Origin of the sequence: Actinomadura madurae (assembly GCF_900115095.1) — a bacterium.
Classification (GTDB): domain Bacteria; phylum Actinomycetota; class Actinomycetes; order Streptosporangiales; family Streptosporangiaceae; genus Spirillospora; species Spirillospora madurae.
In genome coordinates, this window is record NZ_FOVH01000001.1 from 1,088,329 (window position 1) to 1,101,071 (window position 12,743).

Genomic DNA, 12,743 nt, shown 5'->3' on the forward strand with positions numbered 1-12,743 from the left:
GCCCCCGCTCGGTCCAGAGCCAGGCATGGCTGACATCGCGGTGCCTACGTTCGCGTAGCGGCGGGGGGAGGGCTTGAGATCATCCAGCGGTGCCCGAACGGGTCGATGACGACGCCGTTCCGGCCGTAGGGGTAGTCGGCCACGGGACGGTCGGGGGCGGCGCCCATCTCGACGGCGCGGGAGAAGACGATGTCGACGTCCGGGACCGACAGGTAGAGCGATTGGCTGGGGCCGCCGCGGGCCTTCGGGCCCAGCAGACCCAGCTCGGGCCACTCGTCGGCGAGCATCAGCACGGAGTCGCCGATGGCGAGCTCGGCATGGCCGACCCGCCCGTCCTCCATCATCGTCGGTTCGCTGTGGAGCTCCGCACCGAACGCGTCGGCGTACCAGCGCAGGGCATGCTGCCCGTCGTCAACGCACAGGTACGGGGTCAGCGTTCGAACTCGGGCCTCCGACTCCTGGACGGTGCTCGTGGTCATGGTGTCTCCCGTGGGTTGAAGCAGCGCGCGCCGCAGACGTTCGCGCAGGCGTGCCGCGAAGGCCGGGTAAGGATCGACGGGGACGACCGGTGTACGGAGAGCCTCCAGCGGATCAGTCATCGTGGCCCTCCTTTCCGCGGTCTCCGGGTCTCGGTCTTCCTGGTGAACAGTGATCGTTGTAGGCGTGCCTGAAGGCCGTCCGGGCCCGTGTCAGCAGGGCCTCGGTGGCGTGGAGCGTCCGGCCGAGATGCTCGGCGACCTGGGGGACTGGGAGCCCGTCCAGGTAGCGGAGCGTCAGCGCGGCGCGATGGTGGGGCCCCAGCTGTTCGAGGACCTCCCGGGCGAGGAGTGCGTCCACGCGCTCGTCCCATGGGTCCTCCGTGGCGTCTGAGGCGCCCCCGTCCATCGCCTGAAGGCCGCGTTGCTCCCGTGCCGCCCGCCGCCAGTGGTCGGCCAGCTTGTGTCGCGCCACGCCGACCAGCCAGGCGACGGACAGCACAGGCGGGGGCTCCTTCCGCACGGCCTCTACCGCGGCCAGGAAGGTGTCCGCCGTCAGGTCCTCGGCCAGCGCCCGCCGACCGCACCGGGACAGCAGGTAGCCGTAGACCTCGGGCAGGGCCTCGTCGTAGAGATCGAGCAGCGCCGGCCCCGGGTCGGGCTGGAGTCGTCCCGGGTGGTTCATATCCCTCCATCGCTCGGCGGGCCGATTCTCCGACGGGTGGGAGTGAAAAAATCGGCGAGGACGTGATGGACGATCATGGAGGCGTGGTGATTCCCGAACCCCTCACCCTCTACACCGCGGACGGCGTGCGAATCGACGCAGGTCACATCAGGGGTGACGGAAATGTGTGCTTCGTCCTCGCGCACGGGTTCACGTGCTCGTGGAGGCAGCCCGCACTCCGCCGGATCGCGGACGCCCTCAACCGGCACGGTGGCGTGATCGGGCTCGACTTCCGCGGGCACGGCAGGTCGGGCGGACGATCCACGGTCGGTGACCGGGAGGTGCTCGACGTCGACGCGGCGGTCGCGGCGGCACGCCGACGCGGGTACGAACGGGTCGTCCTGACAGGCTTCTCCATGGGTGGCATCGTCGTCCGGCATGCCGCGTTGCACGGTGGGGTCGACGCGGTGGTCTCGGTCAGCGCGCCCGCACGCTGGTACTACCGGGGGACGGTTCCGATGCGGCGCGTGCACTGGGCGATCGAGCGGCGGGTGGGCCGGATGGCGGTCCGGCTGGCGCGGGGGACACGGATCGCGCCGAACGGATGGGACCCAGTACCAGAGGCGCCGCACGAGGTCGTCGGCCGGATCGCGCCGGTGCCGCTCCTCGTCGTCCACGGGGACGCGGACCCTTTCTTCCCCCTCGAACACGGACGTCAGTTGTTCGGCGCCGCGGCCGACCCGAGGGAGTTGTGGATCGAGCCCGCCTTCGGGCACGCCGAGACGGCCGCCACCCCTGGCTTGATCAAGCGCATCGGCGCCTGGGCGACGGGCGCAGTCTCCACGACGGGAGGCCGCGGCGGCACCCCGGCGGAATCCCAGGGGTGACACCCCGCGAGCCATTTGGCTCTGACCTGGGGAAACTCAAAGTTATCCACATTCTTGCAGCGCTCCTCGCGGTGACCGCCCCGGCGGGCATCATCGGTTCACATGAACGGCTTCAGCCTGACCTGGAAGCGAACGGCGGCCGGCATCGTCCCCGTCGGCCCCGGCGCGTACTTCGTCCCCGTGAAGGGCGCCTCCCTCACGGCTCGCGCCGCCGCGTTGAGCGGCCTCCTCCCGGACGACGTCGTCATCGCGCGCCGTACGGCCGCGTGGATATGGGGCCTCGACGTATTACCTCCGGGAGTGAACGAAGCCGACTGGGACGTCGAGCTCATCACTCCCCGATCACCCGGGACCGACTCCGGCGTGCCTGCGTTCACCGCCGAGAACGCGGCACTTCCGGCCGACCATGTCGTGGAGAGATCCGATGTACGCGTCACGTGCCTTGCCCGCACCGCACTGGACTGTGCGCGATGGCTTCCTCGCTATGAGGCTGTCGCGGCCCTCGATCAATTCCTCCGGCGCGGAGTGGACCCCGGCGAACTCACCGCGATGGCCCGGACCCTTCCGGGGTATCGCGGCAACAAGCGGCTGCGCCAGATCGTCCGGCTCGGCGATCGAGGCGCGGCGTCCCCCGGCGAGAGCTGGACCCGCGTCGCCGTAGTGGAGGCCGGATTCCCGCCGCCGAAGACACAAGTACAGGTGATGGGGCCCCGCGGTCACTGGTGGTACATCGACCTGGGCTACCCGGAATACCGAGTCGGCCTGGAATATGACGGCGAAAGGCACCACACCGGCCGCGAAGCCCGTGCCCACGACACCGAGCGCCGGCGCTGGCTCGCCAAGGAGGCGGGCTGGGACGTCATCCCCGTGAGCAAGAACTTCCTGACCCGCCCAGCGCCCTATCTGGAGGCTCTCCTGACGGCATTACTCCAGCGCGGCTGGAAAGCTGACGACGCCACCATGGACCACGTGGCCGCCCGCCTGGCATTCCTGCGACGCCAGCGAGGTGAAGGCAACGGAGCCCGGCGCCGGGCTAGTCACGGTCGAGGAGGTTGACCAGGCGTTTCGGTGCGATGAGGCGGTAGCTGTCCTCGATGAGCTCGGCCATCTCGTCCCAGTCCTGGTCGACGTCGAGCCGCGCTCCGACCCAGCCCCGTGCACCCACGTACTTCGGGACGAAGAACCGTTCCGGAGCCTCCGCCACGAGCGCCTCCTGAACGCCGGGTCCGGCCTTAAACGTCATGGAGAGCCCGTCCTCGGAGGTCATCACGAAGAGCTTGTCGCGAACCCGATAGGAGGGCGCGGTGTGACCGCCGAACGGCTTCTCCGTCGTTTCAGGCAGCGCTAGGCAGATCTTCCGTATCAGTGCCGACACGTCCCGATCATCCATACCGATGTTCCTTCCAATAGCCGATCCGCTCGGCGGATCTGGAGTGTCACTTCGATCAAACAGCCCCGAACTCCGCCTCCGTGGCCATCCTGCTTCAAATCCGCGTGCAGGCGAGACGTGCTCTCGTTCGAATCATCCTCGCGACGCACCTCGCCTCCCCGTCAACTTGCGCCCGCACCCCGACCATCGCCGTACTGGGCGCCGCAGCCCACCCGTACTGGACGCTGCACCCGGGCTGCACTGCAGGCCGTCACCGGGCCGACGTCGTTTCCCAAGGGATGTCAACACACTGGCCGATGCCACCCGGTAGGCGTCCGAACCACGATGCCCGGCCCCTGGATCCGTGGCCGTCCTGGTCCAAATCCGTGTGTAGGCGCTAGGTGCTCTAGTTCGGATCGTCCTCGCGACGCACCCCTCCTCCGAACGTGTGAGCGGTGTACTGTCCGGCCGTCCAATGCGTGGCCAGAACCCCGCCACCTTTGCGCCTGCCCCCAACCCACGCGTACTGGACGCGCAGCCCAGAGTGCTGGGCGCCGCAAGCCTAGCTGCGCTGCAGGTCGTCGCCAGGCTGGCGTTGGTTCCCAAAGGACGTCAGCAGACTGGCCGATGCCGTCCGGTAGGCGTCCGAACGGACGATGCCTCGAACCCTGGATCCGTGGGCATCTTGGTCCAGATCCGTGACGGCACGGCGCAATGACCGGAGTGGTGTGCCGAGGCCGGTTGCGCCTGCTCCAACATCCCGGCCGCTGCTCAGCGCGTTGGTCCCGTGGGCATCCACGCCAGCCGGCTGCGGCGCGGGCGGCCGCCGCCCCCGGGCCGCCCCCGTCCCCCGTCGTCCCGAGTCGCCGCCACCGCCCAGGCTGCTGGCCGTGTAGGTGATACGTGCTCTAGTTCGGATCGTCCTCGCGAGGCACACCCTGCCTCCGAACATGTGAGCGGTCGACCGTCCGCCGCCGGGTGGAGGGCGGATGGGTACGCACGAGCGGGCGGTTGGTGGATGTGCTGCTGGATCTGTCGCTGGCGGGTGTGGCGGCGTGGACGCGGTTCCTTGGCCATGACGCACGCGGGCACCGTCGGTGTCGCGGCGGTGGCTGTGGATCGGAAGACGGAGTCGCCGGCCCGGACAGCCGTGCAGGTCAGCGCCCGTGATCATCGCATGCCCGGAACGGTAGAAGACTGACCCGCCGAGGACAGATGTCCGGAGTCGCCGAGCGGGCCGGGTTCAGGACGGCGGCCTCGCTGCCGCGGCATCTGGCTGCGGTCGGGTGTCGCCGTCGGCGTACCGCGTCACCTTCCGCGGCCGTCACCTTCCGCGGCCGTCACCTTCCGCGGCCGTCACCTTCCGCGGCCGTCACCTTCCGCGGCCGCCTCGGACAGCTCCCGCAGCGCGACGACCTGGCTTGCGGCCATTCCCACCTAGCCCTTCCGCGGCCGCTGACGTCCAGGGCCGCTGACGTCCAGAGCTGAGACGTCCAGAGCTGAGACGTCCAGAGCTGAGACGTCCAGAGCTGAGACGTCCAGGCTGGTGGTGTCCAGGGCGGTGGCGTCTAGGACGGTGGCGTCTAGGGCTGCTGGCGTCTGGATCTGCTGATGTCCGGAGTTGCTATCGAGCAAGTCCTCGAAGCCATGGTTCCGGCGACGGCGGGGCCGCAGACACGGCCGATTGCCTGCGTGTTCTTCGCGCGGGCCTGACGCTGGCTCGTGGAAGCGGGATGACCAGGTGAGGGAAGCGCGGCCATGGTCTGGGAGTAGCCCGTGCGGGATAGACGCGGCCCTGGGAAGCCAGTGGGCCGCGTCCATCCCGAGGGCCGGAGGGGGCCGTGCGGTCACATGGACGGAAGCGGTTCCTGCGATCCTCGCCGGGACGAGCGAAGCCCGGCGTGGGTTCTTCCATTCTGCGGAAGCGGTGCTGACTGAGCCTCCGACCACGAACGATCGTCGTGATTAGGCCGCCCCGGTGCCCTGGCACTGGTGGGCGGTTACCAGCCATGACGCTGACACGAGTCGGCGCTACCCGGCGGTGGCCCGGCGTTGCGTAGATCTACGGCGGAGCAGGTAGCTGAGGTGATTAGACGTCAACGTGCTCAAGGCGATGGCATGCGGTGTTCCGATGCGCTGGTGGTGGACGGCGGCCTCGGTGGTTCAAGCCGGGTGTCTTACGCCGGGTCGTATGGCACCGAGCCGTTGGCAGGTTCAGCAGGTTGGCGCGGCGGTAACCACGCAAATGCCGCCGTCCCGGCATGCGTTCGGAGATCACGGGCCATCGGCAGGCCTGCGGCCGCCCGATCTGGGCAGAAGGAGCCAACTGCACTCGGGTGCTCCCCGCCCAACCTTGGCCAGCGCCAAGCGAACGGTCGCGACGAGCGCCTTTGCGGCACCGACGCCCACTCGCCCGACCCTGCCGAAGCCGCTCCACTCGCCCAGTACCCGGCCGCCCGCCGCCACGGCGGGCGATGGCGGGTGGTCGCACGCTGCCAGAGTGGGCGGCGGGGGTGGTCGCAGGCCGCCAGGGCGAGCGACGGCGGGGTGGTTGCACGCCGCAGTCTTTGGTCGATGGATGGTCCTCGCGGAGCCACGCCTGGCCGCTGTGTTCAGCACGGCGCGGCCCGTGGTGCCGACTGCCCGGGTTGTCGGCGGCGTGTTGTGGGCATTGCATTCTGGGCCTGCCGGGGGTGCTCGACGGGGTGTCTGGGGTGTGCCGGTGGGGTTGTCGCGCGGAACTGTTCGGCCGCTGGCGTCTCGTGGACGGTTTCGGTCTCGGGGGCGTCATCTCGACGAGGCCGATGTCAGGGAGGGCAGGCCTGCCGCGGCCTGCGTGTCGTCATCTTCGACTTCCTCACACCGGACGGCTTCTACGACCCGCCTGGGAATGCCCCCTGCGCCGCCTTGCCGCCCGCCGCAAGGTCCTCGCTGTCGAGATCATCGGCCCGTGCGTGGCGGCTGTGTTGGGTGGTGCCTCGCGCGAGTCGTGTCAGGAGGATTGGTTGACGAGGTGTGCGGGGGAGGCGGTGCCAAGGGCGGCCGGTGGAGTGGCAGGTTGAGGTGGTTGCGGTTGCGTGGTGGTGGGGCGATGGCGGTGCGGCCCTGCATGCCCTGCGTAATGGCGTTGCGTGTGTAAGTGATTGGGTTTTGGGAGGTGGCGGTTGTGGATAGTGATATTCGGGTTTCTGTGGAGGGCAAGAAGGTTCTTGCTGATGGGGTTGTGGGGTTGACGCTTTGTGCGGTGGGGGACGGGGGGCTGCCGTTGTGGGAGCCTGGGGCGCATATTGATCTGGTGTTGGGGGACGGGCTTGTCCGGCAGTACTCGTTGTGCGGGGATCCGGGTGATGCGGGGGCGTGGCGCATCGGTGTGTTGAAGGAGGGGCCCGGGTCCACGTTCGTCCACGAGCGGGTTCGGGTGGGGGATCGGCTCATTGTGCGGGGGCCGCGGAATCATTTCCGTTTTGAGGAAGCGCCGCGCTATCTGTTCCTGGCTGGAGGTATCGGGATCACGCCGATGATTCCGATGGTGGCGGCAGCGGAGGCGGCGGGGGCCGAGTGGCGGCTTCTCTATGGTGGGCGGCGGCGCTCTGCCATGGCTTTCCTGGACGAGCTGAGCCTTTATGGCGACCGGGTCGAGATATGTCCGCAGGATCAGTTCGGGCTGCTCGACCTTGAGGGCGCGCTGCGTGACTGGACGGACGAGGCGCTCGTGTACTGCTGCGGTCCGGAACCCATGCTGGCCGCGGCCGAGGAGCGGTGCGCTGCACTCGGGGTCGGTGCGCTGCGCACTGAACGGTTCTCACCGAAGCCCGTCGAGGGAGTGGACGAGGCCTTCGAGGTCGAGCTCGCGTTGAGCGGCCGGACGCTGCGGATCGAACCTGGACGATCGATTCTGGAGACCGTGGAGAAGGCGGGCGTGAACGTCCTGTCGTCCTGCCGCGAAGGGACGTGCGGGACGTGTGAGACGCCCGTTCTCGACGGGGAGCCGGAACATCGCGACTCCGTCCTGACCGACGAGGAGCGCGCGGACGGCGGCTTCATGATGATCTGCGTGTCGCGCGCCCGCGGCTCCCGTCTCGTTCTAGAGCTCTAGTGGGTGGGATGCAGGGCGCGGCGGATGGCGTCCAAGCGGTCGGCGCGCATGCGCTTGGACACGCCCGCCTCCTTGATCCTGGTGGAGCCGTGGAAGGTGCCGGGGTAGTGGTGCAACTCGGTCGCGACGCCTGCCTGGATGAGTCGCTGCGCGTAGTTCAGGCCCTCGTCGCGGAGCGGGTCGAACTCGCAGGTCGTGATGTAGGCGGGCGGTAGCCCGGTCAGGTCTTCGGCGCGGGCCGGAGCAGCGTAGGGGGAGACGCCGTCGGTGCCGCGGACCCCCTTGCCGAGGTAGTAATCCCAGCTCAGTTCGGCGTTGGGTCGATGCCAGATCGGCGTGTCGGTGAAGGCGCGCATGGACGGGGTGTCGAGCCGGTCGTCCAGGTCCGGAATGCCGAGAAGCTGGAAGCAGAGTGCCGGGCCGCCACGGTCGCGCGCCAACAGGGAGACCGCTGCGGCGAGCCCGGCGCCGGCGCTTTCGCCGCCCACCGCTAGCAGATCCGGGTCGATCCCGAGGTCGGCCGTGTGCGCGGCCGCCCAGGTCAGCACGGCGTAGCAGTCCTCCAGGCCGGCCGGGAACGGGTGTTCGGGGGCGAGCCGGTACTCGACGGACAAGACCACGGCGCCGACCTCGGCCGCGATGGCGGTGGTGTCGTCCTGGGACATGTCGACGCTACCGATGACGAACCCGCCTCCGTGGAAGTAGACGAGGCCCGGCAGGTCGTCGAACCGTTCGACCGGGGCGAAGATGCGTACCTGGACCTCGGGTGCGCCCTGCGGCCCCGGCACCGTGATATCGCGGGTCTCGACCGGAACCGGCGGCTCGTATTTCGCTGCTCCCGCGAACAACTCCGCTTCGTTCCGGCGGATCTGCTGAACGTCGGCGATCGAAAGATGCGGGATCGTCGCGATCCATGGCGCGAGTTCCGGATCGAAGGCGTACGACACCTCGGTGCTCCTCTCAGGGGGTGACCGTCACCAGTGTCGACTGCCGATCACCCCCTTGCCCAGCCGCGGCCCAAGGAAAATCCGTAGCCGGCCTTGCCGAACACGCTGTTCTCCGGGCTGGACCGTGTACCAGGTGCCGCGGGCTCGGTGCTCTGCGGGTACTCCTTCAGTGGTCGTGTGGAGCGTACGCGTTGGCGGTGTTCGTCGGCTGTCAGCCCTGAAGGGTGGCTTTGCCGGCGGGGGTGGGGTTCGGGGATCTGGGGTTGTTTTGCTGATCATCCGTAGGCAGCCTCTGGTGGTATGGGACACGAGAGTCATGTCCGCGCTCCCGCCGCGCGGTGCGGTGGCGGGAGGCGGCGGTGAGCTTCTCCGAGTACCTGGCCGACCGCTGGCCCACGATCGGCGTGATGATGGCCGAGCATGCCGAGGTGGTCCTGATCGCCGTGGCGATCGCGGCCGTGATCGGGATCGGGCTCGGGGTCGCCGTCGAGGGGCGGCCCCGGGCGAAGGGGCTCGCGCTCGGGGTCACCGGGACGATGCTGACCGTTCCTTCATTGGCGCTGTTCGGGCTGCTCATCCCGGTGTTCGGGCTGGGGCTGGCCCCGACGATCACCGCGTTGACGCTCTACGCGGTGTTCCCGATCCTGCGTAACACGATCACCGGTCTCGAAGGCGTGCCGAGCGCGGTCGAGGAGGCGGCGCGGGGGATGGGGATGAGCCGGGCGAGCCGGATGCTGCGGATCAGGCTGCCGCTGGCCTGGCCGGTGGTGCTCACCGGGGTCCGGGTCGCGACGATCATGACGGTGGCGATCGCGGCGATCGCGGCGGCGGTCGCCGGGCCGGGGCTGGGGGAGCTGATCTTCGGCGGGCTGTCGCGCATCGGCGGCGCCAACGCCCTGAACGACACGGTCGCGGGCACACTCGGCGTCGCCGTCCTGGCGCTCGTCCTGGACGTGCTGTTCGTCGTGCTGTCCCGGTTCACCACCTCCAGGGGGCTGCGATGACGGAGATGATCCGGCTGGAGGGGGTGAGCAAGCGGTACCCGGGGCAGGACGCCGCGGCCGTCGAGGATCTCACGCTCGGGGTCCGGGAGGGGGAGATCGTCGTGCTGCTCGGCCCGTCCGGCTGCGGCAAGACGACGACGCTGCGCCTGATCAACCGGCTCATCGAGCCGACGTCGGGCCGGATCCTGCTCGGCGGCGAGGACGTCACCCGGGTCGACCCGGACGGGCTGCGGCGCCGCATCGGCTACGTCATCCAGCAGGTCGGGCTGTTCCCGCACATGACGATCGCCGCCAACGTCGGCCTGATCCCGCGGACGCTCGGCTGGGACAAGAAGCGGGCGCGCGCCCGCGTCGACGAGCTGCTCGACATGGTCGGCCTCGACCCCGGCACCTATCGCGGACGCTATCCGAAGGAGCTGTCGGGCGGGCAGCAGCAGCGCGTCGGGGTCGCCCGCGCGCTGGCCGCGGACCCGCCGGCGATGCTGATGGACGAGCCGTTCGGCGCCCTCGACCCGATCACGAGGGAGCGGTTGCAGGACGCGTTCCTCGAACTGCAGGCGCGGATCGGCAAGACGATCGTCCTCGTCACCCACGACCTCACGGAGGCGCTCAAGCTCGGCGACCGCATCGCGATGCTCGGGCAGGGGGCGAGGCTCGTCCAGTACGACACGCCCGCGGCGATCCTCGCCGAGCCGGCGGAGGCGTTCGTCGCGGAGTTCGTGGGCGCGGGGGCCGCGATGCGGCGGCTGCGGCTCGTGGAGGTCGGGTCCGTCGAGCTGAAGCCCGTCGAGGGCCACGCCGGCGGCGCGACCGTCCGGGCCGACCAGTCCCTGTACGAGGCGCTGGACGCGATGCTGCGGGCGGGTTCGGAGACCGCGACGGTCCTGGACGGGGACGGGCGCGCGGCGGGCGCCGTCTCCTGGTCGGCGATCGTGCGGCAGGCGCCGGAGCGGAAGCCATGACCGTCACGGCGGTGCCGGAGCGGACGGAGACGGACGGCCGCTCGCTCGCCGGGCTGCTCGTGACGCCGCTGTTCCTCGTCGTCGTGTCGGTGGCGCTCTACGTGTACGTGCGCGGCCTGGACCTGGACGCGATCGAGCGCCGCTCCATCAACCGGTCGGAGATCGCCGGCCAGACGGTCCAGCACGTCAAGCTGGTCGCGGTGTCGACGGCGCTCGTGCTGGCGATCGCGATCCCGCTCGGCGTGCTGCTGACCCGGCCGCGGCTGCGGCGGCTGTCCGCGCCGTTCCTGGCGCTCGCGAACGTGGGGCAGGCGGTCCCGTCCATCGGGGTGCTCGTCCTGCTCGCCGTCACGGTCGGCATCGGGTTCCAGCAGGCGGTGATCGCGCTCATCCTCGTGTCGGCCCTGCCGGTGCTGCGCAACACGATGGTCGGCCTGCGGGGCGTCGACCGCTCGCTCGTCGACGCCGGGCGCGGCATCGGGCTGTCGAGGACGGCGGTGCTGTTCCGCGTGGAGCTGCCGCTGGCCGTCCCCGTGATCCTCGCCAGCGTCCGCGTCGCGGTGATCCTCAACGTGGGCAGCGCGACGCTGGCCGCGTTCACCAACGCGGGCGGTCTCGGGGAGCTCATCAACACGGGCATCTCGCTGAACCGGACCCCGATCCTGCTCACCGGCAGCATCCTGACGGCCGTCCTCGCTATGGCGGCCGACTGGCTCATCGGCATCGCCGAGTACGTCCTGCGCCCGCGCGGGATCTGAATCACCTTGAGGAGTCACCATGCGCACGCTCCCCGCCGCCGCCGCCTCCCTCGCCGCCGTCGCCCTCACCGCGGGATGCTTCAGCTCCAGCGGCACCGACGCCGAGGCGGGCAGCCTGGCCGAGGGCAACTCGCTGGACGGCGTCACCGTCACCGTCGGGTCCAAGGAGTTCACCGAGCAGCTCGTCCTCTGCCAGGTCACCGCGCTCGCGCTGCGCTCGGCGGGCGCGACGGTCAACGAGAAGTGCGGGCTGCAGGGCAGCAACACGACCCGCGCCGCGCTGACGTCCGGCGGCATCGACATGTACTGGGAGTACACGGGGACGGCCTGGATCAACTACCTCAAGGAGACCGAGCCGATCGGCGATCCCGCCGGGCAGTACAAGGCCGTCGCCGAGCAGGACCTCGCCAAGAACAAGATCAGGTGGCTGGCCGCGGCGCCCGCCAACAACACCTACGCGATCGCGGTGAAGACGACCACGATGCGGCAGCTCGGGATCGCGAACCTGTCCGACTACGCGGCGCTGGCGAAGCGCGACCCGGCCAAGGCGTCGACCTGCGTCGCCAGCGAGTTCGCGGGACGCAGCGACGGGTGGCCCGGCCTGCAGAAGGCCTACGGGTTCACGCTGCCGAAGTCCGCCGTCGCGACGCTCGCCGAGGGCGCGATCTACGACGCGATCGGGAAGGGGAGGCCCTGCGCCTTCGGTGAGGTGGCGACGACGGACGGGCGTATCAAGGCGCTGGGGCTGACCTCCGTCCCGGACGACAAGAGGTTCTTCCCCGTCTACAACCCGGCGCTCACCGTCCGGGAGCAGGTCTACAAGGACGCGCCCGCCATCGGCGAGATCGCGAATCCGATCGCCGCGGAGCTCACGGACCCGGTCCTGCAGGAGCTGAACGGCAAGGTCGACATCGAGGGCGAGCAGCCCGAGAAGGTCGCCGAGACCTGGCTGAAGTCCAAGGGCTTCATCGGGGGATGACCGTCCGGACGGCGCCGGCGCGGCTACCCTTGCCCCTACCTGTCGCCGGAGTGAAGGGCATGGCGAATGAACCGCACCGAACTGGTCAGGGCCGTGGCGGAACGCGCGGGGGGCGATGAGGCCGCCGCCCGCCGGCACGTGGACGCCGTGTTCGACACCGTGATGGACCGGGTGTCCGCCGGGGAGCGCGTCATCGTGACCGGCTTCGGGACGTTCGACCGGCTGTCGCGGCCCGCGCGCAGCGCCCGCAACCCGCGGACCGGCCTTCCGGTCGAGGTGCCCGCCGCGCAGGTGCCGCGGTTCCGGTCCGGTCAGACGTTCCGGACCCGGGTCGCCGCGAGCGCCCCGGCCGCCGAGGTGCAGGCCGCCGAGGTGCAGGCCGCCGCCGAGCCGGCCCCGGTGGTGTCCGTCGCCGTCGAGCCGCCCCGGCCGAAGAAGGCGAAGAACGGCGGGAAGAAGGCCAAGAAGGGGCCGGACGCGAAGAAGAAGAACGCCAAGCAGGCCAAGGCCGCCTCCGCCCCGGCGAAGAAGAAGCAGGGCAAGGCGAAGGCGCGCGCCAAGGCCGGTAAACCCGGTAAGGCCGCCAAGGCCGGCCGGTAGC

At 70.1% G+C, this 12,743-nt stretch carries 12 protein-coding genes; 8 read left to right on the forward strand and 4 right to left on the reverse strand.

The annotated features are described in order from the left end of the window. Positions 1-44: 44 nt before the first annotated feature. Positions 45-479: a VOC family protein gene (locus tag BM339_RS05155; protein ID WP_075020026.1), complete on the reverse strand. Its 435-nt coding sequence runs from the start codon at positions 477-479 to the stop codon at positions 45-47. 112 nt (positions 480-591) lie between these two features. Further along, positions 592-1,161, reverse strand: a complete 570-nt coding sequence (locus BM339_RS05160; RefSeq protein WP_024936561.1) for an RNA polymerase sigma factor — start codon at positions 1,159-1,161, stop codon at positions 592-594. Positions 1,162-1,226: 65 nt separating this feature from the next. Between BM339_RS05160 and BM339_RS05165 the strand changes: the two genes are divergently transcribed. After that, positions 1,227-2,027 carry an alpha/beta hydrolase gene (locus BM339_RS05165; protein WP_075020027.1) on the forward strand — a complete coding sequence of 267 codons (801 nt, stop codon included), beginning with the start codon at positions 1,227-1,229 and terminating at the stop codon, positions 2,025-2,027. Positions 2,028-2,327: 300 nt separating this feature from the next. Next, positions 2,328-3,083: a hypothetical protein gene (locus tag BM339_RS05170; protein WP_143118278.1), complete on the forward strand. Its 756-nt coding sequence runs from the start codon at positions 2,328-2,330 to the stop codon at positions 3,081-3,083. On the opposite strand, the gene BM339_RS05175 is transcribed toward BM339_RS05170, so the two are convergent. Continuing rightward, positions 3,061-3,417 (reverse strand): MmcQ/YjbR family DNA-binding protein, encoded by a 357-nt coding sequence (locus BM339_RS05175; RefSeq protein WP_021596618.1) that lies wholly within the window; start codon positions 3,415-3,417, stop codon positions 3,061-3,063. The two genes, BM339_RS05170 and BM339_RS05175, sit on opposite strands and share 23 nt — an antisense overlap. Positions 3,418-6,586: 3,169 nt before the next feature. Between BM339_RS05175 and BM339_RS05180 the strand changes: the two genes are divergently transcribed. Next, entirely contained in the window at positions 6,587-7,492 is a 906-nt protein-coding gene (locus BM339_RS05180; protein WP_218163565.1) for a PDR/VanB family oxidoreductase, read from the forward strand. On the opposite strand, the gene BM339_RS05185 is transcribed toward BM339_RS05180, so the two are convergent. Beyond that, positions 7,489-8,439, reverse strand: coding sequence for an alpha/beta hydrolase (locus tag BM339_RS05185; RefSeq protein ID WP_021596616.1), 951 nt, complete (start codon positions 8,437-8,439; stop codon positions 7,489-7,491). The genes BM339_RS05180 and BM339_RS05185 overlap by 4 nt on opposite strands. 359 nt (positions 8,440-8,798) lie before the next feature. Here BM339_RS05185 and BM339_RS05190 point away from each other — a divergent pair, with 359 nt between their 5' ends. From BM339_RS05190 to BM339_RS05210, 5 genes are all read left to right on the forward strand, one after another. Then, positions 8,799-9,443 carry an ABC transporter permease gene (locus BM339_RS05190; protein WP_075020159.1) on the forward strand — a complete coding sequence of 215 codons (645 nt, stop codon included), beginning with the start codon at positions 8,799-8,801 and terminating at the stop codon, positions 9,441-9,443. Further along, positions 9,440-10,405 carry an ABC transporter ATP-binding protein gene (locus BM339_RS05195; protein ID WP_021596614.1) on the forward strand — a complete coding sequence of 322 codons (966 nt, stop codon included), beginning with the start codon at positions 9,440-9,442 and terminating at the stop codon, positions 10,403-10,405. The genes BM339_RS05190 and BM339_RS05195 overlap by 4 nt, the downstream gene beginning before the upstream one ends. Next, a complete protein-coding gene (locus tag BM339_RS05200; RefSeq protein WP_075020030.1) occupies positions 10,402-11,163 on the forward strand; it encodes an ABC transporter permease in 762 nt (253 codons plus the stop codon). The genes BM339_RS05195 and BM339_RS05200 overlap by 4 nt, the downstream gene beginning before the upstream one ends. 19 nt (positions 11,164-11,182) lie before the next feature. Further along, the gene (locus tag BM339_RS05205; RefSeq protein WP_075020031.1) at positions 11,183-12,142 is read left to right on the forward strand and encodes a glycine betaine ABC transporter substrate-binding protein; all 960 of its coding nucleotides are present in this window, start codon (positions 11,183-11,185) and stop codon (positions 12,140-12,142) included. Positions 12,143-12,208: 66 nt separating this feature from the next. Further along, entirely contained in the window at positions 12,209-12,742 is a 534-nt protein-coding gene (locus BM339_RS05210) for an HU family DNA-binding protein (RefSeq protein ID WP_021596611.1), read from the forward strand. Position 12,743 lies beyond the last annotated feature (1 nt).